Below are 21793 nucleotides of genomic sequence, written 5' to 3' on the forward strand. Positions count from 1 at the left end.
GGGTCAGTCCACCTTCGCGCCGGACAACCTGACCATGCGCTCGTACTTGGTCCGCTCGCGCTTCATGAAGTCGTCGAACTGCTCGGGCGTGTTGGGCGCGGGCTCCGCCAGCAGCTGGGCAAAGCGGCTCTTCACGTCCGGTGAGCGAAGCGCTTCGCCAAAGGCGGCGTTGAGCTTGCGCACGGTATCGGCTGGTGTGCCGGCCGGAGCGATCAGGCCCCACCAGGTGTCGATCTCGAAGCCGGGCAGGGTGGCGGCCACGGTGGGCACGTCGGGCATCACTGCGGCGCGCCCAGGCGTGGTCACCGCCAGCGCCTTGAGCTTGCCGGAGCGGATGTTGGCGGCGGCGGTGGCCAGGTTGTCGAAGTTGAAATCCACCTGGCCCGAGAGCAGGCCGAGCTGTGCCGGGTTGCCCCCGTTGTAGGGAATGTGCACCGCAAAGACGCCGGCCTGGTTCTTGAACAGTTCGCCGGCCAGGTGGCCCGCGCTGCCGTTGCCGCCCGAGCCGTAGTTGAGCTTGCCGGGGTTGGCCTTGCCGTAGGCGATCAGGTCGGCCACCGTGTTGATCTTCAGGCGCGCGGCGGTCTCGGCGTTCATCACCAGCACATTGGGCACGCGCAACATCTGGGTGATGGCGGCGAAGTCCCTGGCCGGGTCGTACGGCAGTTGTTTGAACAGCCAGGGGTTGATGCCGTGCGAGGCCGTGGTCGCAATGCCCAGCGTGAGGCCGTCGGCCGGCGCTTTGGCCAACGCGCTCACGCCGATGTTGCCACCGGCACCCGGACGGTTCTCCACGATCACCGTGCCCAGCGTGCCCTTGACTGCCTCGGCGAGGATGCGCGCCGTCACGTCGATCGGCCCGCCCGCCGCGAAAGGCACCACGATGCGCGTGGTGCCGGCGGCCTGTGCCGAGGCGAACCCTGGCAGGGCAAGGCCGGCCGAGACCAGGGCGGAACGGGTGATCAATTGGCGGCGGTTCAGCATGGTGTTGTCTCCTGAGAATGAGCGCTTGCGCGAAGGGGATTCAGACTTTGTCGGCGGCGGTGGTGAACGAGTCGGCGAAGAAGGCTTCTTCAGGGAGCCTGCCCAGGGCAATGTAGTCGCGCCTGGCTGACTCCACCACGATGGGCGCTCCGCAAGCGTAAACCTCGTGGCCCGACAGGTCGGGCAAGTCCATGAGCACGGCCTGGTGTACAAAGCCCGTGCGGCCGGTCCAGCCATCCTCGGGCTGCGCGTCGGACACCACCGGCACATATCGCAGGTTGGGCATCTCGGCCAGGCGCGCCTGAATCCACGCGTCCTGGTAGAGATCGGCCGGACGGCGGCCGCCCCAATAGAGTGTGGCGGGACGCTCGATGCCCTTGTGCAGCATGTGTTCGATCACCGCCTTGATGGGCGCGAAGCCGGTGCCCGATGCCAGGAAAACGATCGGCTTGTCACTGTCTTCTCGCAGGAAGAAACTGCCATACGGACCTTCAATTCGAAGGATGTCCTTTTCCTTCATCGCGGCGAACACGTGGTCGGTGAACTTGCCGCCCGGCATGTGCCGCAGATGAAGTTCCAGGCCCGGCTGAGTGGCCTGAAGATGCGGCGCGTTGGCCATGGAGTAGCTGCGGCGGTCGCCATCGCGCAGCAGGAACTCCACGTACTGGCCGGCGTGGTACTGGAACACGTCGCTCGCCGGCAGTTGCAGGCGCAGCACGATCACATCGTGCGAAGCGCGTTCGAGAGAGTTCACCCGCACCGGCATCTTCTTGATGGGGAAGGCACCGGCCTCGGTGACCTGGCGCGACTCGAGCACCACGTCGCTGTGCGCCACGCCACAACAGGTGAGCACGTAGCCGGCGGCCTCCTCATCCGCGCTCAGTGCCTTGCTCTGGTGCGGTCCGTGTACCACGCTGCCCGAGACCAGCTTGCATTTGCAGGAGCCGCAGGCCCCGTCCTTGCAACCATAGGGCAGGCCGATGCCTTGTCGGATGCCGGCGGCCAGCATGGCTTCTTCGGGCTCGGCGGAGAACTGGCGCCCACTGGGCTGCACGGTGATCTGGAATGTCATACTGGCACTTCGGTCCTTGAACGGCCCGCTCACGCATGGTGCGTTGGCGGCAATCGGGCATTGTCTCAAATTCGGATTTCGCATGAGCCTACTGGGCGCTTTGCCCGCTCGCTTTCGGCGTGAGCGGGTCCTGATCATCGGCTGTGGCGACGTTGGGCTGCGCACCGCGCGGCTGCTGGGTCCGCAGCAGCGCATGCGCGTGTACGCACTCACCTCCAGTGCCGAGCGCGTGCCCGAGTTGCGCGAACGCGGCCTCACGCCGCTGCACGGCGACCTGGACGACGCACGCAGCCTGCGTCGCCTCGCCGGCATCGCCACACGCGTGCTGCACCTGGCGCCTCCACCTTCGAGTGAGACGACCGACTGGCGACTCGATTCCCGCACCCGCGCGCTGGTGCGCGCTATGGCGCAGCGCTCGCTGCCGGCGGCACTGGTATATGGTTCCACCAGCGGCGTCTATGGGGACGCGCAGGGTCGCTGGGTGAGCGAAGCCACGCCGGCCCGTCCACTCACGCCGCGCGCCTGGCGCCGAGTGGATGCCGAATCCGCTGTGCACTGGCTGGGCCGTGCCACCGGCGTGCGCACCACCGCGCTGCGCATCCCGGGCATCTACGCACCCGATCGGGTGGGAGGCACGCCGCGCGAGCGCCTGGCACGTGGCACGCCCGTGTTGCGCGCCGAGGATGATGTCTACACCAACCACATCCATGCCGATGACCTTGCGCGCGCCTGTGTGCTGGCGCTTTGGCGTGGCCGACCGCAGCGCAATGTCAATGTGGTGGACGACACCCAGCTCAAGATGGGGGACTATTTCGACCTGGCGGCCGATATCTACGGCCTGCCGCGACCCCAGCGCGTTGGTCGCGACGCGGCGGGTGACCAGTTGCCCCTGGTGCTGCTGAGCTTCATGAGCGAATCGCGCCGGCTTCACAACCAGCGCATGAAGCGTGAACTGCGGCTGCGGCTGCGCTACCCCACCGTCACCGAAGGGCTCAGCCCTGCGACATCCCCGACATGAACAGCCATGCGGTGTACCCCAGGTACACCGCGAGCAGCGCGAGGGCCTCGAGTCGATTGATCCGGCCCTTTCTCCCGCGAAATCCCCAGCCCATCGCAAACAGCACTGCGGTGAGGCCGAGCATGACAGGCCAGTCGCGCGTGAGCACGGCAGGATCGAGCTGCATGGGCGCAATGGCGCCGGCGATGCCCACCACCGCGAGCGAGTTGAAGAGGTTGGAGCCCAGCACATTGCCCAGCGCGATGTCGTGTTCGCCCTTGCGTGCCGCAGCCACGCACGAAGCCAGCTCTGGCAGCGACGTGCCAATGGCCACCACGGTCAACCCGATGACGAGGTCGCTCACGCCCAGTGCCTGTGCGATCTGCACCGCGCCCCAGACCAGCAATTGCGAACTCCCCACCAGCACCAGCAGGCCGACGACCACCCACGTCAGGGAACGCTTCAGCGGCATGGCGTGTGCCTGCAATTCGGCAGCCGTTTCAGTGGCCAGTGCATCGTCGCCCCCACGCAGGCCTTCCACGATCGACCAGCCCACCAGCACGGCGAACACACCCAGCAGGATCCATGCGTCGTTGCGCGACAACGAACCATCCCACACCAGGTAGCCGGCCAGCAATGTCACGGCGGTCAGGACGGGCAGCTCCTTGCGCAGAATGGCGGACCGCACGAGGATCGGCGCGACCAGTGCCGTGACGCCCAGAATGAGGGCGATGTTGACGATGTTGGAGCCCCAGGCGTTGCCCAGGGCCAGGGCGGGACTGCCTTGAGAGGCCGCGATGGTGGAGACCACCATTTCAGGGGCAGAGGTGCCGAATCCGACAATGACCATGCCCACCAGCAGGGGCGGCATGCCGAAATGGCCGGCGGTGGTGGAGGCGCCTTCGACGAAACGATCGGCGCTCCAGATCAGCAATGCCAGACCACCGATCAGGGCCAGGATGGGCAGGAGCATGACTTCAAAAAAATGGCCGTGCGGGTCAAAGGGCACGGCCTGTTGTCTGGTGCCCGGGGTCGGAATCGAACCGACACTCCTTTCGGAACCGGATTTTGAGTCCGGCGCGTCTACCAATTTCACCACCCGGGCTGCTCGGAACGGCGACCGGAAATTATGGCACAGTGACGCCATGAAATACCCGACGATTGAAGACGCCATCGGCAACACGCCCCTGGTGGCATTGCAGCGCATTGGCGCTGTCGAAAATACCCGGCGTGGCAATGTGATTCTGGGCAAGCTCGAAGGCAACAATCCGGCCGGCTCGGTGAAGGACCGGCCTGCGGTTTCGATGATCCGTCGCGCTGAGGAGCGGGGCGACATCCGACCCGGCGACACACTGATCGAAGCCACGTCGGGCAACACCGGCATTGCGCTGGCCATGGCCGCGGCCATCAAGGGTTATCGCATGGTGCTGATCATGCCGGAGGACCTGTCCATCGAGCGCGCGCAGACCATGAAGGCTTTCGGGGCCGAGCTTATCCTGACCCCCAAGAGTGGAGGCATGGAATCGGCGCGCGACCTCGCCGAACGCATGCAGGCCGAAGGCAAGGGCCGAGTGCTCGACCAGTTCGCCAACGACGACAACCCGCGCGTGCACTACGAGACCACGGGTCCAGAAATATGGGCGCAGACGGCCGGACGCATCACGCACTTCGTGAGCGCCATGGGCACCACCGGCACCATCACCGGCGTCTCGCGTTTCCTGAAGGAGAAGAATCCGGCGGTGCGCATCGTCGGCGCGCAGCCCGGCGAGGGTTCGCGCATCCCCGGCATTCGCAAGTGGCCGGTGGAGTACCTGCCCAAAATCTACGACCCCAGCCGGGTCGACGAACTGGTCTACGTGGACCAGTCCGATGCCGAGGAAATGTGCCGGCAGCTCGCGCGCGAAGAGGGCATCTTTGGGGGAATTTCGGCTGCCGGTGCGTGCTGGGTGGCGCAGCAGATCGCGCGCCAGGTCGAGAACGCCACCATCGTCTTCATCGTCTGCGACCGGGGCGACCGCTACCTGTCCACCGGCGTGTTCCCGGCTTGAGAGGCTGCCCACCATGAGCAGCGCCTACCGCTACTGCCCGAGCTGTGCCACGCCGCTGGCCATGCTCGCCCTGGAGGAAGACAGCGGCCTGGTCGAGCGCTTGCGCTGCCCCGCCTGTGGCTTCACCCACTGGAACAACCCCACGCCGGTGCTCGCGGGCATTGTCGAACTCGGCGGCCGCATCCTGCTCGCGCGCAACGCCGCCTGGCCCCGCGCGGACATGTTCGGCCTCATCACGGGCTTCATGGAAGCGGGGGAAACGCCGGAGGAGGGCATTCGTCGCGAAATCGCCGAGGAGACTTCGCTGGTGGTGGACGAACTCTCGCTCGTGGGTGTTCACGATTTCCAGCGCATGAATCAGGTCATCATCACCTACCATGCGCGCGCCCATGGTGATGTGAAGCTCTCGCCCGAGCTGGTGGAATATCAGTTGAAGCCGCCCGAAGAGGTGCTGTGCTGGCGTGCCGGCACCGGTCTGGCGCTGGCCCAGTGGCTGCGCGCTCGGGGGATTGAACCAGGGTTCCGGGACGATCCGCCACGCCCGAACGCCGCAAGTCCGGCCACTTGAACCGGCCGGCGGGAACCCGTTGGACGGCTGGGCTGCGCCGGCGGCGCGCCACGCTTAGAATGTCGTGAACCCAGGAATACCCCCCCATGAATGCTGATCGAGAACTCGACGCGCGCGGACTGAATTGCCCGTTGCCCATCCTCAAGGCCAAGAAGGCCCTGGCCGATATGCACAGCGGCCAGACGCTGAAGGTGATTTCCACGGATGCTGGCTCGGTGCGCGATTTCCAGGCCTTTGCCAAGCAGACGGGCAACCTGCTGCTGGAGCAGGCCACCCTCGGTGGCGACCACATCAGCGTGCTCAAACGGCGCTGATTGCCAGTCCATCGTCCCTCAACGACCTCCAACCCGTCCCGCACCATGGAAGTCCTGCTCCTCGATCCGCTCGTGCCAGAGGCGCTGGCCTGGCTGCAGGAACGCCATGAGGTGAGCTTCCGTCCCGAACTGGCCGACGATCCTTCGGAACTGCGCAAGAGCACCTACAAGTCGCGGGCCATTGTGCTGCCGCCGCACGTGGTGGTCTCGCACGAATTCCTGGATTTCGCGCCCAAGCTGGAGATCGTGGCGCGCATGCAGATCTCCAGCGACAACACCGATCTGGATGCCTGTGCGCGGCGCAATGTGCGCGTGCTGCAGGCGCGCAGCGCCACCGTGCGCTCCAACGCCGAGTACCTGCTGTACGGCCTGCTCATGCTCTACCGGCGGGGCATGATCAGCGCGCTGCTGGGACGCAAGATTTCGCAGGTGCGCATGGGTCGGGAGCTCTCGGGCAGCACGGTCGGCCTGTTGGGCCTGGCGCCCGTGGCCCACACGCTGGCGCCCATGCTTCGCAGCCTGGGTGTGCGCCTGCTGGGCTACGACCCGGCCGTGCACCACGCTGCCGACATCTGGGACAAGCTCAAGGTCGAACCGGTTTCGCTGCAAGAGTTGCTGAATCACTCCGACGCCATTTCGCTTCAGATGGTGTATGCCTCTCGCTTCAAAGGCTGGATCAACGAGCGCCTGCTCAACCACTGCAAGCCGGGCCAGTTGTGGGTGGGCGTGAGCCGCAGTTCGCTGTTCGACGCTGAGGCGCTGGCGCTGGCCCTGTGCGACGGCCGGATCGACGCTTGTCTGCTCGATGGCGCGAATCCGCAGTTTGCGGCGGAAGGCACGGCTTTGCATGGCATTCCCAACCTGCACCTCACACCGCGCCTGGGTTCGCACACCCGCGAGGCCAAGCTGCGTGCGAGCTGGTACGTGGCGCACCGCATCCACGAAACCCTGTCACCGGCCGCTGCCGCTCAGGGTGAGACGCGTGTCAGCGACTTCTCGGTGCTCGACAGTCTGGACTACCAGGAGCCAGGCGATCCGCAGACGGTCACGCCGTCACAGTGGAGTTCCATTGCGCTGCATCGGAGTTGACCCCTCGCGCCGCTTCGCGGCTCCCCCCTGAAGGGGAGGCGACACCCTCTGGGGGTCTCTGGTCTGGGATGGCTTCGCACGAGATGAGGCCAGGGCGCTCACAGGCGCTGAAGCTGCTCCTGAACCTTGTTGAGCGTGGCTGAAAAGTCGGCCACGCGTTTCTTCTCCTGATCAATCACTGCCGCCGGCGCCTTGGCCACGAAGGCCTGGTTGCCCAGCTTGGCGTTCGCCTTGTTGATCTCGCCTTCCAGGCGCAGGGCTTCCTTGCCCAGGCGGGCCTTTTCGGCGGCCACGTCGATTTCCATGAACAGGCACAGGCGTGCCTCACCCACCATGGCGACGGGAGCGGCCTGAGCTGCGGCGGCCCACGCAGCCTCGTCGTCGAACACGCGCACCTCATTCAGCTTGGCCAGAGCCTGAAGCACCGGGCCTGCAGCGCGCATGAAGTCGGCATCGCCCACCGAGTAAAGCGGCAGGCGCGTGGCGGGCGAAACGTTCATCTCGCCGCGCAGCGTGCGGCAGGCGTCGACCAGCGACTTGAGCTTGATCACGTGCGCCATGGCCACTTCGTCGATCTTGTTCGGCTGGCTTTCGGGATAACGCGCCACGCTGACCGTGGGACCTGGCAGGCCAGCCACCGGCGCGACCTTCTGCCAGAGTTCTTCGGTGATGAACGGGATGATGGGGTGGGCGAGCCGCAGGATGGCTTCGAGCGTGCGGATCAGTGTGCGGCGCGTGGCGCGCTGCTGCGATTCGTTGCCGATCTGGATCTGCACCTTGGCGATCTCCAGGTACCAGTCGCAGAACTCGTTCCAGACGAAGTCGTAGATGGTGTTCGCGACATTGTCCAGACGGTATTCGGCGAACCCCTTGGCCACCTCGGCCTCGGCCTTCTGCAGCACCGAGCTGATCCAGCGGTCGGCCTGGCTGAAGTGCATGTAGTTGTGGAAGGGACCGCCGGGTTCGCACTCGGCTTTGGTGTGTTCCTTCAGGCCGCAGTCCTGGCCTTCGCAGTTCATCAGCACGAAGCGCGTCGCGTTCCAGAGCTTGTTGCAGAAGTTGCGGTACCCCTCGCAGCGCTTGGAATCGAAGTTGATGCTGCGGCCGAGTGAAGCGAGCGCGGCGAAGGTGAAGCGAAGAGCATCTGCGCCATAGGCCGGAATGCCGTCGGGAAATTCCTTCTCGGTGTCCTTGCGCACCTTGGGGGCGGTCTCGGGTTTGCGCAGGCCGGTGGTGCGTTTCTCGAGCAGGGGGGCGAGCGAGATGCCGTCGATCAGATCGACCGGGTCGAGCACGTTGCCCTCGCTCTTGCTCATCTTGCGGCCCTGCGCATCGCGCACCAGGCCGTGAATGTAGACGTGCTTGAAGGGCACGCGGCCGGTGAAGTGCGTGGTCATCATGATCATCCGGGCCACCCAGAAGAAGATGATGTCGTAGCCGGTCACGAGCACGCTGCTGGGGAGGTAGAGGTCGTAGTCCGACAAACTCTGTTCGCCCTGAACTTGTCGAAGGGCATCCATGTCCTGCTCGCGCTGGGCTTCGACAGGCTCAGCCCGAACGGCGGGTGTCTCAGCCCGAACGGCGGGTGTCTCCGCCTGAACGGTGGGTGTCTCAGCCGGAACGGCGGCGGACGGCCAGCCCATGGTGCTGAAGGGCACCAGGGCGCTTGAATACCAGGTGTCGAGCACATCGGGGTCGCGCGTCAGCGTCTGGCCCGGGGCCTTGGCCTGCGCTTCGGCTTCGTTGCGCGCCACGATCACATGGCCCGCTTCGTCGTACCAGGCCGGAATCTGGTGGCCCCACCAGAGCTGGCGGCTGATGCACCAGTCCTGGATGTTGTTCATCCACTGGTTGTAGGTGTTGACCCAGTTCTCCGGCACAAAGCGGACCTCGCCCGATTGCACGGCGGAAATCGCCTTCTCGGCAATCGAGCTGCCGCTGGTGTTCTTTTCGTTGCCCCTGGACTGCATGGCCACGAACCACTGGTCGGTGAGCATGGGTTCGACCACCTGGCCAGTGCGCGCGCAGCGCGGCACCATGAGCCTGTGCTTCTTCGTTTCCACCAGCAGGCCGGCCGCTTCGAGGTCGGCCACCACGGCCTTGCGGGCCACAAAGCGGTCCATGCCTTGGTACTTGGCGGGTGCGTTCTCGTTGATGGCGGCGTCCAGCGTGAGCACGCCGATGATCGGCAACTGGTGGCGCTGGCCCACCGCGTAGTCGTTGGTGTCGTGCGCAGGCGTGACCTTCACCACGCCGGTGCCGAAGGCGCGGTCCACATACGCGTCGGCGATCACCGGGATGTCGCGATCGCACAGCGGCAGCCTCACGGTCTTGCCGATGAGCGCGGTGTAGCGCTCGTCCTCCGGATGCACCATCACCGCCACGTCGCCCAGCATGGTTTCGGGGCGGGTGGTGGCCACGGTCAAGGAACCGCTGCCATCGGTGAGGGGATAGGCGATGTGCCAGAGAAAGCCGTCTTCCTCCTCGCTTTCCACTTCGAGGTCCGACACGGCCGTCTTGAGCACCGGGTCCCAGTTCACCAGGCGCTTGCCACGGTAGATCAGGCCCTGCTCGTACAGGCGCACGAAGGTTTCGGTGACGATGGACGAGAGCTTGTCGTCCATGGTGAAGTACTCGCGGCTCCAGTCCACGCTGTCGCCCATGCGGCGCATCTGCGTGGTGATGGTGTTGCCGCTTTGCTCCTTCCACTCCCAGACCTTGGCGACGAAGTTCTTTCGCGCCTCGGCCGGCGTGGGACCCATGTCATGGCGGCTGATGCCCTGGCCCTGCAACTGACGCTCCACCACGATCTGCGTGGCGATGCCGGCGTGATCGGTGCCAGGCACCCAGACCGTGTTGGCGCCCGCCATGCGGTGGTAGCGCGTGAGGCTGTCCATGATGGTCTGGTTGAAGGCGTGCCCCATGTGCAAGGTGCCGGTGACATTGGGCGGCGGCAACTGGATGGCGAAAGAGGGCGCTCCCGACTTGGGCGCGCCCGTGCCCCGAAATCCGGCCACGCCGACGCCGCGCTGTTCCCACTCCGGGCCCCAGCGTGCTTCGATGGGAGCGGGTTCGAACGATTTGGCCAGGGATTGCAGGCCAGGCTGGTTCAGGGTGTCGGTCATGGGGCGCGCCAGAATGGAAACGGCATCCCGCAGGATGCCGTCAGGGAGAGCAGGGGAGCCCTGGATTCTATCGTTGCGCTGCTGCGGCGATGCATTCGCGCAGCACCCGCGCATCGCCGATCTGGTTGGCCAGCAGCAGGATCAGGCGGGCATTGAACAGCTCGGCCTCCTCGCGGCTGAGGTCGGCCTGGGCGTCGAGCAATTGCTCGTAGAAGGCATCGGCATCCTGGAACTGGGAGGTGGTCTTCATGCTGATTCTCCGCGCAGACCCAGCGAGCGTTCGATGGCTTCGATCAGCTGGGCGTTGATGGTCTCACCTGTGGCGGCCAGGTAGCCGTCGGGCCGCAGCAGCGCCCAGGCGTGCCCGAACACGTGGCATGCGCCCTGCAGGTGGCCTTTGGGGTCGCGCACGTGCTCCAGCGCCTGCGGCGCGACGTCGTGGCCGAGCACCTGCACGCACCGCACCGGTGCGTCCATGCACAGGCGGCGCAGTCGCTGCAAGGCGGCGGCGGGCAGGTCACCGAACACCAGCAGCAGCAGGTCGCCAGCTGCCCAGTCCAGCAGGTCGTTGACCTTGCCGCGCGTTCCGTCGGCCCAGGCAAAGTCCACGTTCTGTACCGACTGGCCGGCCGCGCTCGCCGGTGCATAGGTGCAGGCAGAGGACCGGCTGTAGGGATTGGCCACCGCCATGCGCCCGGTGTTGATGAGGCTGCGTGCGAACGGGTATTGCTTGGCCAGTCCGATGGCGGCCTGCCGGAAAAGGCGCTCGCTGCCATCGGCAGGCCGCAGGAAGCGTGCGGTGCGGTTGGTCACGCTCACGTTCTGTTGCGCGGCTTCCAGGCGCTCCTGGTCGTAGCTGGCCAGCAGGGCCGGGGCAGCCTTCCCGCGCAGCACGGCGGCCAGTTTCCAGGCCAGGTTGTCGGCGTCGGCCACACCGGTGTTGCCGCCACGCGCGCCGAAGGGGCTGACCACCTTGGCGGAATCGCCCATGAGGTACACGTGTCCGTGGCGCATGCCATGCACACATTCGCTGCGGTACGCGTAGGGGCCGACCCAGACGATGTCGACCTGCACATCGGCACCGAACTGGCGTTGCAGGCGCTCGCGCACCACGTCTTCGCGGCTGACGTATTCGGGGTCGGCGTTGGGCGCCATCTGGTAGTCGATGCGCCAGACGTCGTCGGCCATCAGGTGCTGCCAGACCGCGCGGTTTTCGTTGAACGGCGCTTCGATCCAGGTGTGGCGTTCCACCGGTGGACGGGTGCTGAAGCGCACGTCGGCGATGCACCAGCGGTCGTCGCCCCGGCGCGAGTCAAAAGGCACGTCGAGCCACTTGCGCAGCGGGCTGTGCGAGCCGGTGGCGTCGATCACGTGATCGGCCTGGATGCGGTAGCTGCCGGCGGGCGTTTCCACGGTGAGGGTGGCGCAGTCGGCATCCTGCTCGAAACCGGTCAGGCGGTTCTGCCAGCGCAGATCGACCCCGCCAAGCTCTTGCAGGCGGTCGACCAGGAAGGCTTCGATGTAGAACTGCTGGATGTTGATGAACGGCGGCTGGCTGGAGAGGTGGAAGTTGCCTTGCTGGCGCAGATCGAAGCTGTAGACCTCGTCCTCGCCGGCGAAGGTGCGGCCCACGCTCCACTGCACGCCTTTGGCGGCGATGCGCTCGAAGATGCCCAGGCGTTCAAAAATTTCCAGCGACTTCTGCGTGTAGCAGATGCCGCGCGATGACGCTCCCTTGACGCCGACGGTGTTGTCTTCGTCGATGAGCACAGCTTTGACGCCCAGGCGTGCAAGGGAGCAGGCAAGGGTGAGGCCGGTGATGCCACCCCCGACGATCACCACAGGGTGGCGAACCAGTTGTTCACTGTGCAGTTCGGGTGGAGCGACGAAGGGGTACTCGGGGAGTTGGTAGCCTGTGCCACTGGTGAACTGGTAGCTGTTGGTGTGGGCGGTTTCTTTGTACGCTGTCAGTGACATGCGTTGCTCCTTTTGCGTTTTTTTCCGGCAGTCGCGTGCAATGAAGTTGGCTTGTGCCGACCGGGCCCACACCAACGCTCATGGAACACAGCACGGACTCAGACCTTGGCCCGAGCAGCCACCTCAGGCCGGTCGTTCTGCTGCGGCTTGAGTGGTGCTGCGGTCTTGCCCTCTGCGCGCTCCTTGCGCCACTGTTCCTTGCGCGCATTCCATTCACCCAGGCGCGCGTGCGCCGTCTTGCTTTCTTCGAGCATCTCGAATTCGTCGGCCAGTTGCGCGGTGAGCTCCAGGCGGATGCCGTTGGGGTCGAAGAAGTAAATGCTCTTGAAGATGTGGTGGTCGGTCACGCCCAGCACCTCCACCCCATGCGCCTCCAGACGTGCCTTGGTGTTCTCCAGCTCCTGCTCGGTGTCCACTCGGAAGCTGATGTGGTTCACCCACTTCGGTGTGTTCGGACTGGGCTGCGCCGCTTCGTCATCGCCCAGGTCGAAGAAGGCAATGAAGGAGCCGTCCTGCAGGCGGAAAAAGAAATGCGTGTAGGGGCAGTACTCACCCGTGCTGGGCACGTAGTCGCTCTGGATGATGTGGTAGAGCGGCAGGCCCAGGATGTCCTCGTAAAAGCGGCGCGTCTCCTCCGCATCCCGGGCGCGGTAGGCGTAATGGTGCAGTTGCTGAATCGGGGCGGGTGCGGGCAGGCTGGCGTTGGACGGCATGGTTGTCTCCTGAAAAAGGGCACATAGCGATTCACCATTATGCAATGCATTTCTCTTATCGTAATCAATGGGCCCTGGCTGCGCTCCAGTTTGAGGGTTTCATCTCGCGGTGTCGATGTTGTTGAGAACGGGTATCAATACATCCAAGTTCATAGCCGGGAACAATGGGATGGATAGTCCGGAACAATTAGACCTTGCTCTCTCACGGAGTTATGGTCTTCCAGTCTCAAGGGGTCTGGCAAGGATGTTCCGGACCCTTTGGGCGTTTCTTCCACCCACGCAAGGAGATAAAGACATGCCCGCATTGAAAGGCTCGAAGACCGAGCAATGCCTGAAGGACGCCTTTGCCGGCGAATCGCAGGCCAACCGCCGCTACCTGTATTTCGCGAACAAGGCCGACGTGGAAGGCCAGAACGATGTGGCGGCGCTGTTCCGCTCCACCGCCGAAGGTGAAACCGGCCATGCGCACGGCCACCTGGAATTTCTGGAGCAGTCGGGCGACCCGGCCACCGGCCTGCCCATCGGCTCCACCCGCAACAACCTCGCTTCGGCCGTGGCTGGCGAAACGCACGAGTACACCGACATGTACCCGGGCATGGCCAAGACCGCGCGCGAAGAAGGCTTCGATGAAGTGGCCGACTGGTTCGAGACGCTGGCCAAGGCTGAGCGCTCGCACGCGAATCGTTACCAGAAAGCGCTCAACGAACTGGTGGATTGACCTGCCCCGCGCAACGCCTGCGGGCCGGCGAAGCCGGACCCGCGGCGTTCTGGATATGTGACCCCACGAACACACTCGCACAAGACGAGGAGACAGCATGGCCACTGAAGGCAATCTGCAGGCGCCCACGCGGCATCCGCTCGACTGGAAGAACCCCGATTTCTACGACGAGGAGAAGTGCTTCCACGAGCTGGAGCGCATCTTCGACATCTGTCACGGCTGCCGCCGCTGCGTGAGCCTCTGCGGTTCTTTCCCCACCCTGTTCGATCTGGTCGACGAGAGTTCGACGATGGAGGTCGATGGCGTGGACAAGAAGGACTACTGGAAGGTGGTCGACCAGTGCTACATGTGCGACCTGTGCTACATGACCAAGTGCCCATATACGCCGCCGCACGAATGGAACCTTGACTTTCCTCACACCATGCTGCGCGCCAAGGCCATCAAGTTCAAGAAGGGCGAGGTGGGACTGGCCGAGAAGTTTCTGGCCTCCACCGATGTACACGGCCAGTTCGCCGGCATTCCGATTGTGGTGCAGGTGGCCAACGCGGTGACGCATACGAAGGCTGCGCGCAGCCTGATGGAAAGCGTGGCCGGCGTCGATCGGGACGCATGGCTGCCCGACCTGGCGAACCGCAAATTCCGCTCGGGCCCGCCGGCGGCCCAGGCGACCGAGGTGAAGGATGGCGAGAAGACACCCGGCAAGGTCGCGATCTTTGCCACCTGCTACATCAACTACAACGAGCCCGGCATCGGCCTGGATCTGCTCAAGATTCTTGATCACAACGAGATTCCCTATGTGATCGTCGAGAAGGAGCAATGCTGCGGCATGCCCAAGCTCGAACTCGGCGACCTGGACTCGGTCCGCAAGAGCCAGGAGGCCAACATCCCCGTGCTGGCGAAATACGCCAAGGATGGCTATGCCATCCTCGCCGCTGTGCCGAGCTGCGCGCTGATGTTCAAGCAGGAAATCCCGCTCATGTTCCCCGACGACGCCGACACCCAGCTGGTGAAGGCGCATTTGTGGGACCCGTTCGAGTACTTCATGGCGCGCAAGCGCGACGGGCTGCTCAAGACCGAATTCCCGCAGAAGCTGGGCAACGTGAGCTACCAGATTCCTTGCCACGGCCGCGTACAGAACATCGGCCGCAAGACCGAGGAGATGCTGAAGATGATTCCCGAGACCACGCTCAACACCATCGAGCGCTGTTCGGGGCATGCAGGCACCTTTGGCGTGAAGAAGGCCTACCACCAGACCGCGATGAAGATCGGCAAGCCGGTGTTCAAGGCCATGGCCACCATGAAGGACGGCAGCAAGCCTGACTACATCAGTTCCGATTGCCCGCTCGGCGGCCACCACATTGCTCAGGGCTTCGAGGTCAATGGCCTCGGTGCGCCCGCGCTGAAGCATCCGCTCAGCCTGGTGGCGCAGGCCTACGGCCTCAAGTAAGGAGAACTGGCATGCAACTGACCGGCCGCATCACCGCTGACACGCTCATGAGCCTGGAGGCCTACACGAAATGGCGCAAGGTCCACAAACCCGAAGTCATTGCGCATCGCAAGCTGCGCAGCGTGCAGCTCGGCGAGCACATTCACCTGCAGTTCGAAAGCGAGACCACGATCCGTTACCAGATCCAGGAGATGCTGCGCATCGAGAAGATCTTCGAGGAAGAGGGCATCGAGCAGGAGATCGAAGCCTATGCGCCACTGGTGCCCGACGGCACCAACTGGAAAGCGACCATGATGCTGGAGTACACGGACGTGAACGAGCGCAAACGCGAGCTCGCACGACTGATCGGCGTGGAAGATCGCATGTTCGTCGAGGTGGAAGGCCATGCGCGTGTCTACGCCATTGCCGACGAAGACCTGGACCGCGAGAACGACGAAAAGACTTCGGCGGTGCATTTCGTGCGTTTCGAGTTCACGCCGACGATGCGCGCGGCCATTCAGGCCGGTGCGGCCGTGAAGATGGGGTGCGATCACACCCACTACCCCGCCCACATGCAGGTGCCCGTCGAAACGCTGGCGAGCCTGGCCGGTGATCTGAAGTAAATCGCTCCCATGGTCATAATCAGGGCTTCCCTCGGGAAGCCCTTTTCACTTCTCCTCGCCATGCTTTTCCTCATCTCTCCTGCCAAGGCGCTTGACTACGAGACGCCGGCCCATGTGGCCACCCATACGCAGCCACTGTTCATGAAGCAGGCGTCCGAGCTCGTGGGCGTGATGCGCGAGAAAACGCCGCAGCAGATCGCCGAACTCATGGACCTTTCCGACGCGCTGGCCGGCCTGAACGCCGCGCGCTACCACGCGTGGCGGCCTCGCTTCACACCGAAGAACGCCAAGCAGGCGGTGCTCGCCTTCGCTGGTGACGTGTACGGCGGCCTGGACGCGAAGAGTCTGCCATCGGCCGACCTCGACTGGCTGCAGCGGCACCTGTGCATCCTGAGTGGCCTGTATGGTCTGCTGCGCCCGCTGGACCTGATGCAGGCCTACCGGCTCGAAATGGGCACGCGGCTGAAGACCGAGCGTGGCACCAATCTCTACCAGTTCTGGGGCCGGCAGATCGCCGAGCATCTCAATCAACGTGCGCAGGCCGAGCTCAGTCCCGTGGTGATCAACCTGGCGAGCGAGGAATATTTCAAGGTGGTCGATCGCAGGGCGCTGGTGCCGCGCGTGGTCACCTGCACCTTTGAAGAGCGCAGGCCTGATGGCTACAAGGTCATCAGCTTCATGGCCAAGCGCGCACGTGGCCTGATGGTCCGCTACGCGGTGCAGCACCGCATCACGGTGGTCGAACAGCTCAAGCGCTTCGATCTCGAAGGCTACCGGTTCCACGGGGCCGAATCCACCACGGAGCGGCTGGTGTTCCGCCGCGACGCCCGAACCTGAGGTTGTTGAACATGGCCCAGCAAAACATCACTCCCGAACTTCGCCGCTGGATCGTTGAGCAGGCCGCCGCCGGTTTCACGCCCGATGTGGTGCTGGCCTCCATGGTGGCCTCGGGCTGGAGCGAGCCGGTGGCCGTGAAAGCGCTGGAGACCACGCTGCGCGAGCACCTGCGGGCGCAAAGGGCGGCCGCCAACGCGGCGTCCGACGCCGCCACCAAGGGTGGCGCAGCACCGGCCCAGGTGGGCGTGCCCGTGCCCGACCTGGACCTCAACCAGTCTCCACGCCAGATCGACGCGGGAGATCGGCTGGTCGACGTCATCGCCACGCTCAACCACCCGCGTGTGGTGGTGCTGGGCAACCTGCTCAGTGACGAGGAGTGCGATGCGCTGATCGAAGCGGCGCGGCCTCAACTGGCGCGCTCGCTCACGGTACAGACCAAGACCGGCGGCGAGGAGCTCAACCCTGACCGCACGAGCAGCGGCATGTTTTTCACGCGTGGGCAGACGCCTGAGGTGGCGCGCATCGAGGCGCGCATCGCGCGTCTGGTGGGCTGGCCGGTGGAAAACGGCGAAGGCTTCCAGGTGCTGCGCTACCACCCCGGCGCCGAGTACAAACCGCACTACGACTACTTCGACCCTGCCGAACCCGGCACGCCCACCATCCTGCGGCGCGGCGGCCAGCGAGTGGCCACCCTGGTGATGTACCTCAACGAACCGGCGCGCGGCGGCGGCACCACGTTCCCCGACGTCGGCTTCGAAGTGGCGCCGGTGCGTGGCAACGCCGTGTTCTTCAGCTACGACCGGCCGCATCCCTCCACGCGCACGCTTCATGGCGGCGCGCCGGTGATCGAGGGCGAGAAGTGGGTCGCGACCAAGTGGCTCAGAGAACGAGAGTTTGTGTGAACACGCCAGAACAATCCCAGCTCGGCCGCGCCTCGGCTTACATTGACCAGTACGACGCTTCCTTGCTGTTTCCTCTGCCGCGCGAGACCAAGCGCCGCGAGATCGGCATCACCGGCAGCGTGCCCTTTCTGGGCGCCGACCTCTGGACCGCATTCGAGCTGAGCTGGCTCAACCCTCGCGGCAAGCCGCAGGTGGCACTGGCCCACATCACCGTGCCTTGCGAGAGCACGCATATCGTCGAGAGCAAGTCCTTCAAGCTCTACCTCAACAGCTTCAACAACAGCGCCTTCGCCAGCGCCGACGCGGTGCGTGAGCGCATTCGCACGGATGTGAGCGCGGCCATCTGGCACGGTGGGCCGGTGCAGGCCAGCGCGGGCGTGAGGCTGCTGCTGCCCGAGCAGTTCGATGCCGAGCCGGTGCACGAGCTCAGTGGCCTGTCCATCGACCGGCTCGACGTGGAATGCACGCTGTACCAGCCCGCGCCCGAGCTGCTCTCTGCGGCGCTGGACGAGAAGCCGGTGGATGAAACCCTGGTGAGCCACCTGCTCAAGAGCAATTGCCTGGTGACTGGCCAGCCCGACTGGGGCAGCGTGCAAATCAGTTACAGCGGTCCGCAGATCGACCAGGCCGGGCTGCTTCAGTACATCGTGAGTTTTCGCAACCACAACGAGTTCCACGAGCAGTGTGTCGAGCGCATCTACATGGACCTCTGGCAGCGCTGCAAACCCGCCAAGCTGACGGTGTACGCGCGCTACACGCGCCGGGGCGGGCTGGACATCAACCCCTGGCGCAGCAGCCACCCGCAATCGCCGCCGGCCAATGTGCGCACGGCGCGGCAGTGAGTGCGCTCACAGCATCTTCTGGATCAGTGCGCCCTTGAACAACACCGGCCCGGTGGGGCCGCGTTCGCTGGGCACGCCGCCCTTGGGTTCCAGGCTGATGGCCAGCGCTGGCACCTCGCGCACGTCGGCCTGGTCGGCAGCCAGCTGCAGCAGGCGTTCCTGGCTCAGCACGCCGAGCGAGCGCGGCCCGCCTGAAGGTGGCAGCGCCCAGAGCTGCAGCGACTTGTCGCTTGCTTCCTGGAAACCGCCCACGCGTTGCAGCGTGAGCTTCTTGCTCTTCGGGTCGAAGGTCACCAGCATCGAGGCGCTGGCCTTGTCGTCGTTGAGCACGGCGACGTATTCCACTTGCGGCGTGGCTTCGAGCCTGGCCTGAAGTTCGCCGATCTGCGCGCCGAGGTTGTCGCGCAGGCCCACTGCCGTGACCACCGCCAACACCGTGGCCAGCGCACCGGCGGCGGTGGTGCCGCGCCACAGGGCCAAGCTGCGCAGCCAGCCGCCCTGCGTGCGTGGTGCTGGGCGCGCGGCCGACATCGCCTGCCGCTCGCGTTCGGCCTGGACCAGGTTCTCGATGCGCGTCCACACGGCCGGAGCGGGCTCGGCGGGTTTCTGCAACTCGTTCATGCTGGCCACACGGCTCTGCCACACCAGCGCTGCGGCTCGCACCGGGGCCTGCTCGCGGGCCAGGGCCTCGAAGCGGCGCCGCGCGCCACCCCGCAGCGTGCCCAGTGCGTGAGCGGCGGCCAGTTTGTCCAGCAGTTCGGGGTTTCGCAGAAGGTTCATCCGTTGGTCTTCACGCGAAGCGCGCCATGCAGGTGCGCAGTTGTTCGAGGCCGCGCCGAATCCAGGTTTTCACCGTCCCCAGCGGCAGCCTGAGCTGCTCGGCCAGTTCGCTGTGCGACAGATCGCGCAGGTACGCCAGGCTGACCACCTCGCGCTGTCGGTGTTCCAGCTGGCCCAGGCACTGGTGCAGCGCCCAGGCCTGCTGGCTGGCCAGGCTCACGTCCATGGGGTTGGGCGAATCGCCTTCCATCGTGTCGGCCATGACGTCGTCGATCTCGTCGGTCAGGTGCGTGCGTTCGGCGCGGCGACGGCGCAGCAGGTCCAGCGAGCGGCTGCGCACGATCAGACCCAGCCATGCCATGGGCGGGCTCAGGCTGGCGTGGTAGTCGCCGGCTGCGCGCCAGATGTGCAGAAAGGTTTCCTGCAGCGCGTCCTCCGCCCACTCGTGCTGCCCCACCACCCGCAGGGACAGACCGTAGAGCTTGGACGAGGTTCGGTCGTACAGGGCTTTGAGCGCCGTTTCGTCGCGCAGGGCCACGCGCTCGATCAGGGCGATGAGTTCGTCGTCGGGTTGTGCGCTCATGGGCGCATTGTGCGGTACGACCGGTGGAGGTCATGGGTGGGGCTCACGGATGGTGGATGGCGGTGGTGGGACATGGGCATGAAAGCCTGGCTGATCTGGGTACGCAGCGAGCAGGTCGGCGGATTCGACCACCAGTAGCCCCAGGCGCTCGAGGGGATTGTTGAATCCAGCCGGTGCCGTGGGCGCGTATTTGTCGTGACGGCTGTCACACCTTCATCTCCTGCTGTCATCTCATCACCACAAAGGAAACTCCATGACCACGATCCAGACTCCCTGTTCGATGATCTCCTCCCCCGCCTCGCGCCGCGGCTTCATGCGCAGCGGCGGCGCGCTCTCGGCCGTTGCCGTGGCCCTGCTGGCCGGCCAGGACGTGATGGCCCAGGGCATGAAGGCCGATACCTCCAAGGACGTCGCCATCCTCAACGTGGCGCTCGGCCTGGAGCACGAGGCCATCAACGCCTACCAGCTGGGCGCTGGCAGCGGTCTGTTGCAAAAACCGGTGCTGGACGTGGCCGTGCAGTTTCAGGGCCACCACAAGACCCACCGAGACGCGTTGATCGCCACGATCCAGAAACTGGGCGGCAGGCCGGTGGCGGAAATGAAGCTGGACGACTATGCCAAGGCACTCAATGCCGGCGCCCTCAAGAGCCAGGCCGACGTGCTCGACCTCGCCGCGCGCCTGGAGCTGGGTGCGACCAATGCCTACCTGGGCGTCATCCCCGCGCTGGGCGACCGGGAACTGGCCAAGGTGGCCGCGCGCCTGGCGGCCGACGAGACCATGCACTACACCGTGCTCACCAGCGCACTGGGCCGCCCACTACCCCCCGGCGCACTCTCTTTCGGCGCCTGAGCCGAAAGGCCGATCGCCCTGAGCCAGTCGAAGGGTCGGCGCCTGAGCCGAAAGGCCGATCGCCCTGAGCCAGTCGAAGGGTCGGCGCCTGAGCCGAAAGGCCGATCGCCCTGAGCCAGTCGAAGGGTCGGCGCCTGAGCCGAAAGGCCGATCGCCCTGAGCCGATTCTGCCGTTCGCCCTGAGCCTGTCGAAGGGAGCGCTCACGCAACCTGCTGGAAGCCCTCCAGCAGGTTGACCGCGTTGGTGCCAACTTCTGCCACAGCGTAGCCGCCCTCAAAGGTGAAAACGGTGGGCAGACCGGCCGATGCCAGTGCGGCGCCCACCGCGAAGTAGTCCTCGCTGCGCAAGGTGAAGCCCGAGATCGGATCGCCCTCGAACGTGTCCAGGCCCATCGGCACCACCAGGGCCTGCGCGCCGAAGTCGGCAACCGCTTGCAAGCCCTGGTCCAGCGCTGTACGCCAGGCTGCCAAGCCGCTGCCCCGTGGCAGGGGCAGGTTCAGGTTGAAACCCGCGCCAATACCCGCGCCGCGCTCGTCCGTGTGCCCCAGAAAGAAGGGGTATTCGGTTGCGGGATCGCCGTGTATCGAGACCGTCAGTACATCGGCACGCTCGTAGAAGATGGTCTGCGTGCCATTGCCGTGGTGGTAGTCCACGTCCAGCACCGCCACGTGAGTGTGGCCGGCATCGCGCAGGGCCTGCGCGGCGATGGCCGCGTTGTTCAGGAAGCAGTAGCCGCCGAGAAAGTCGACGCCCGCATGGTGGCCTGGCGGGCGCGTGAGCGCGAACGCGCTGCGAGCGCCACTGGCAACGGCATTTGCAGCCGCCAGCGCGCAGGCCGCGCCGCCGCGTGCCGCCGCCCAGGTGCCAGAGGTCAGGGGCGAGCCCGAGTCGAACGAGAACAAGCCCAGCCGGGCGGCGAAGTTGGCGGGCAGTACATCGTTTCGAAAGGCATGCCGGTTGCCCAGTGGCCACACGGAGGGCAGTGCATCGCGCTGCGCGTTGGCCGGATCCATGGCGACCCAGTCGTCCCAGGCGTTGGCCAGAAAGTCCAGGTAGCGTGCGCTGTGCACGCGGGCAATGCCTTTGTCCAGCGCGGCCTCGGTCAGGTCGGTGATCGTCATCGCGCCCAGCGGGCGACGGCGCAGCTCGGTGAGCACGTAATCCAGCCGCGCCGGTACCTCGTGGCAGGGCACCATGCGGCCGCGAAACATTTCCTGCTGACCGGCGTGGCCGGCGTGATGGGGGTTGTGGAAGGTCTGCATGGGATGGGGTTGTAACTTTGAACTCCGGGGCCATGAAATCGCCCTGCGCTGCCGGACGATCTTCGGGTGCGCAACGCCACGC

The 21793-nt window shown here is 65.4% G+C and carries 22 protein-coding genes and 1 tRNA gene; 12 read left to right on the forward strand and 11 right to left on the reverse strand.

Annotated features, from left to right (window positions below; genetic code table 11):
* Positions 1-3: 3 nt before the first annotated feature.
* Together AB7F11_RS07615 and AB7F11_RS07620 are read right to left on the reverse strand one after the other, a co-directional pair.
* On the reverse strand, positions 4-984 hold the full coding sequence (locus tag AB7F11_RS07615; protein WP_428288061.1) for a Bug family tripartite tricarboxylate transporter substrate binding protein: 981 nt from the start codon (positions 982-984) through the stop codon (positions 4-6).
* Between the two features lie 40 nt (positions 985-1024).
* A complete protein-coding gene (locus AB7F11_RS07620) occupies positions 1025-2056 on the reverse strand; it encodes a CDP-6-deoxy-delta-3,4-glucoseen reductase (protein ID WP_428299873.1) in 1032 nt (343 codons plus the stop codon).
* Between the two features lie 82 nt (positions 2057-2138).
* Between AB7F11_RS07620 and AB7F11_RS07625 the strand changes: the two genes are divergently transcribed.
* Positions 2139-3074: an SDR family oxidoreductase gene (locus tag AB7F11_RS07625; protein ID WP_428288062.1), complete on the forward strand. Its 936-nt coding sequence runs from the start codon at positions 2139-2141 to the stop codon at positions 3072-3074.
* On the opposite strand, the gene AB7F11_RS07630 is transcribed toward AB7F11_RS07625, so the two are convergent.
* Complete coding sequence (locus AB7F11_RS07630) at positions 3049-4026, reverse strand: calcium/sodium antiporter (RefSeq protein WP_428288063.1); 978 nt, start codon at positions 4024-4026, stop codon at positions 3049-3051. The two genes, AB7F11_RS07625 and AB7F11_RS07630, sit on opposite strands and share 26 nt — an antisense overlap.
* A 47-nt stretch (positions 4027-4073) precedes the next feature.
* Positions 4074-4158: transfer RNA gene (locus tag AB7F11_RS07635), tRNA-Leu, on the reverse strand.
* Between the two features lie 40 nt (positions 4159-4198).
* On the opposite strand from AB7F11_RS07635, the gene cysM reads away from it, so the two are divergent.
* The 4 genes from cysM (at position 4199) to AB7F11_RS07655 (ending at position 7072) form a co-directional block, all read left to right on the forward strand.
* Complete coding sequence (gene cysM, locus AB7F11_RS07640) at positions 4199-5101, forward strand: cysteine synthase CysM (RefSeq protein WP_428288064.1); 903 nt, start codon at positions 4199-4201, stop codon at positions 5099-5101.
* Between the two features lie 13 nt (positions 5102-5114).
* The gene (locus AB7F11_RS07645; protein ID WP_428288065.1) at positions 5115-5669 is read left to right on the forward strand and encodes an NUDIX domain-containing protein; all 555 of its coding nucleotides are present in this window, start codon (positions 5115-5117) and stop codon (positions 5667-5669) included.
* Between the two features lie 86 nt (positions 5670-5755).
* A complete protein-coding gene (locus tag AB7F11_RS07650; RefSeq protein WP_428288066.1) occupies positions 5756-5983 on the forward strand; it encodes a sulfurtransferase TusA family protein in 228 nt (75 codons plus the stop codon).
* Positions 5984-6028: 45 nt separating this feature from the next.
* A complete protein-coding gene (locus tag AB7F11_RS07655; RefSeq protein WP_428288067.1) occupies positions 6029-7072 on the forward strand; it encodes an NAD(P)-dependent oxidoreductase in 1044 nt (347 codons plus the stop codon).
* A 98-nt stretch (positions 7073-7170) separates the two neighbouring features.
* On the opposite strand, the gene AB7F11_RS07660 is transcribed toward AB7F11_RS07655, so the two are convergent.
* From AB7F11_RS07660 to AB7F11_RS07675, 4 genes are all read right to left on the reverse strand, one after another.
* Positions 7171-10197, reverse strand: a complete 3027-nt coding sequence (locus AB7F11_RS07660; protein ID WP_428288068.1) for a valine--tRNA ligase — start codon at positions 10195-10197, stop codon at positions 7171-7173.
* Positions 10198-10264: 67 nt separating this feature from the next.
* Positions 10265-10447, reverse strand: a complete 183-nt coding sequence (locus AB7F11_RS07665) for a DUF2783 domain-containing protein (protein WP_428288069.1) — start codon at positions 10445-10447, stop codon at positions 10265-10267.
* Positions 10444-12174 (reverse strand): FAD-dependent oxidoreductase, encoded by a 1731-nt coding sequence (locus AB7F11_RS07670; protein WP_428288070.1) that lies wholly within the window; start codon positions 12172-12174, stop codon positions 10444-10446. Before AB7F11_RS07670 ends, AB7F11_RS07665 begins: the two co-directional genes overlap by 4 nt.
* A 98-nt stretch (positions 12175-12272) precedes the next feature.
* Positions 12273-12887, reverse strand: a complete 615-nt coding sequence (locus AB7F11_RS07675; protein WP_428288071.1) for a VOC family protein — start codon at positions 12885-12887, stop codon at positions 12273-12275.
* Between the two features lie 295 nt (positions 12888-13182).
* Here AB7F11_RS07675 and AB7F11_RS07680 point away from each other — a divergent pair, with 295 nt between their 5' ends.
* The 6 genes from AB7F11_RS07680 to queF all read left to right on the forward strand — a co-directional run bounded on the left by AB7F11_RS07680 (position 13183) and on the right by queF (position 18235).
* Positions 13183-13605, forward strand: coding sequence for a rubrerythrin family protein (locus AB7F11_RS07680; protein WP_086125420.1), 423 nt, complete (start codon positions 13183-13185; stop codon positions 13603-13605).
* Positions 13606-13702: 97 nt separating this feature from the next.
* Positions 13703-15052, forward strand: coding sequence for a (Fe-S)-binding protein (locus tag AB7F11_RS07685; RefSeq protein ID WP_428288072.1), 1350 nt, complete (start codon positions 13703-13705; stop codon positions 15050-15052).
* Positions 15053-15063: 11 nt separating this feature from the next.
* Positions 15064-15654 (forward strand): DUF3501 family protein, encoded by a 591-nt coding sequence (locus AB7F11_RS07690; protein WP_428288073.1) that lies wholly within the window; start codon positions 15064-15066, stop codon positions 15652-15654.
* Between the two features lie 60 nt (positions 15655-15714).
* Positions 15715-16491 carry a peroxide stress protein YaaA gene (yaaA, locus tag AB7F11_RS07695; RefSeq protein ID WP_428288074.1) on the forward strand — a complete coding sequence of 259 codons (777 nt, stop codon included), beginning with the start codon at positions 15715-15717 and terminating at the stop codon, positions 16489-16491.
* Between the two features lie 11 nt (positions 16492-16502).
* Positions 16503-17393 (forward strand): 2OG-Fe(II) oxygenase, encoded by an 891-nt coding sequence (locus tag AB7F11_RS07700; protein ID WP_428288075.1) that lies wholly within the window; start codon positions 16503-16505, stop codon positions 17391-17393.
* Entirely contained in the window at positions 17390-18235 is an 846-nt protein-coding gene (queF, locus tag AB7F11_RS07705; protein ID WP_428288076.1) for an NADPH-dependent 7-cyano-7-deazaguanine reductase QueF, read from the forward strand. Before AB7F11_RS07700 ends, queF begins: the two co-directional genes overlap by 4 nt.
* 6 nt (positions 18236-18241) lie before the next feature.
* Here the strand turns inward: queF and AB7F11_RS07710 are convergent, their stop codons facing one another.
* Positions 18242-19015, reverse strand: a complete 774-nt coding sequence (locus AB7F11_RS07710; RefSeq protein WP_428288077.1) for an anti-sigma factor — start codon at positions 19013-19015, stop codon at positions 18242-18244.
* Positions 19016-19025: 10 nt separating this feature from the next.
* On the reverse strand, positions 19026-19598 hold the full coding sequence (locus tag AB7F11_RS07715) for a sigma-70 family RNA polymerase sigma factor (protein ID WP_428288078.1): 573 nt from the start codon (positions 19596-19598) through the stop codon (positions 19026-19028).
* 253 nt (positions 19599-19851) lie between these two features.
* On the opposite strand from AB7F11_RS07715, the gene AB7F11_RS07720 reads away from it, so the two are divergent.
* Entirely contained in the window at positions 19852-20448 is a 597-nt protein-coding gene (locus AB7F11_RS07720) for a ferritin-like domain-containing protein (RefSeq protein WP_428288079.1), read from the forward strand.
* A gap of 201 nt (positions 20449-20649) precedes the next feature.
* Here the strand turns inward: AB7F11_RS07720 and AB7F11_RS07725 are convergent, their stop codons facing one another.
* On the reverse strand, positions 20650-21711 hold the full coding sequence (locus AB7F11_RS07725) for a histone deacetylase family protein (protein ID WP_428288080.1): 1062 nt from the start codon (positions 21709-21711) through the stop codon (positions 20650-20652).
* Positions 21712-21793 lie beyond the last annotated feature (82 nt).

It is taken from the genome of Hydrogenophaga sp. (assembly GCF_050250835.1).
Taxonomy (GTDB): domain Bacteria; phylum Pseudomonadota; class Gammaproteobacteria; order Burkholderiales; family Burkholderiaceae_C; genus Hydrogenophaga.

Bases quoted from the DNA above. Each gene is read 5' to 3' on its own strand.
- AB7F11_RS07660 (WP_428288068.1), bottom strand. From the start codon at position 10,197: ATGACCGACACCCTGAACCAGCCTGGCCTGCAATCCCTGGCCAAATCG.
- AB7F11_RS07700 (WP_428288075.1), top strand. From the start codon at position 16,503: ATGGCCCAGCAAAACATCACTCCCGAACTTCGCCGCTGGATCGTTGAG.
- AB7F11_RS07670 (WP_428288070.1), bottom strand. From the start codon at position 12,174: ATGTCACTGACAGCGTACAAAGAAACCGCCCACACCAACAGCTACCAG.
- yaaA (WP_428288074.1), top strand. From the start codon at position 15,715: ATGCTTTTCCTCATCTCTCCTGCCAAGGCGCTTGACTACGAGACGCCG.
- AB7F11_RS07710 (WP_428288077.1), bottom strand. From the start codon at position 19,015: ATGAACCTTCTGCGAAACCCCGAACTGCTGGACAAACTGGCCGCCGCT.
- AB7F11_RS07615 (WP_428288061.1), bottom strand. From the start codon at position 984: ATGCTGAACCGCCGCCAATTGATCACCCGTTCCGCCCTGGTCTCGGCC.
- AB7F11_RS07665 (WP_428288069.1), bottom strand. From the start codon at position 10,447: ATGAAGACCACCTCCCAGTTCCAGGATGCCGATGCCTTCTACGAGCAA.
- cysM (WP_428288064.1), top strand. From the start codon at position 4,199: ATGAAATACCCGACGATTGAAGACGCCATCGGCAACACGCCCCTGGTG.
- AB7F11_RS07625 (WP_428288062.1), top strand. From the start codon at position 2,139: ATGAGCCTACTGGGCGCTTTGCCCGCTCGCTTTCGGCGTGAGCGGGTC.
- AB7F11_RS07620 (WP_428299873.1), bottom strand. From the start codon at position 2,056: ATGACATTCCAGATCACCGTGCAGCCCAGTGGGCGCCAGTTCTCCGCC.
- AB7F11_RS07630 (WP_428288063.1), bottom strand. From the start codon at position 4,026: ATGCTCCTGCCCATCCTGGCCCTGATCGGTGGTCTGGCATTGCTGATC.
- AB7F11_RS07650 (WP_428288066.1), top strand. From the start codon at position 5,756: ATGAATGCTGATCGAGAACTCGACGCGCGCGGACTGAATTGCCCGTTG.
- AB7F11_RS07675 (WP_428288071.1), bottom strand. From the start codon at position 12,887: ATGCCGTCCAACGCCAGCCTGCCCGCACCCGCCCCGATTCAGCAACTG.
- AB7F11_RS07655 (WP_428288067.1), top strand. From the start codon at position 6,029: ATGGAAGTCCTGCTCCTCGATCCGCTCGTGCCAGAGGCGCTGGCCTGG.
- AB7F11_RS07645 (WP_428288065.1), top strand. From the start codon at position 5,115: ATGAGCAGCGCCTACCGCTACTGCCCGAGCTGTGCCACGCCGCTGGCC.
- AB7F11_RS07685 (WP_428288072.1), top strand. From the start codon at position 13,703: ATGGCCACTGAAGGCAATCTGCAGGCGCCCACGCGGCATCCGCTCGAC.
- AB7F11_RS07725 (WP_428288080.1), bottom strand. From the start codon at position 21,711: ATGCAGACCTTCCACAACCCCCATCACGCCGGCCACGCCGGTCAGCAG.
- AB7F11_RS07690 (WP_428288073.1), top strand. From the start codon at position 15,064: ATGCAACTGACCGGCCGCATCACCGCTGACACGCTCATGAGCCTGGAG.
- AB7F11_RS07715 (WP_428288078.1), bottom strand. From the start codon at position 19,598: ATGAGCGCACAACCCGACGACGAACTCATCGCCCTGATCGAGCGCGTG.
- AB7F11_RS07680 (WP_086125420.1), top strand. From the start codon at position 13,183: ATGCCCGCATTGAAAGGCTCGAAGACCGAGCAATGCCTGAAGGACGCC.
- AB7F11_RS07720 (WP_428288079.1), top strand. From the start codon at position 19,852: ATGACCACGATCCAGACTCCCTGTTCGATGATCTCCTCCCCCGCCTCG.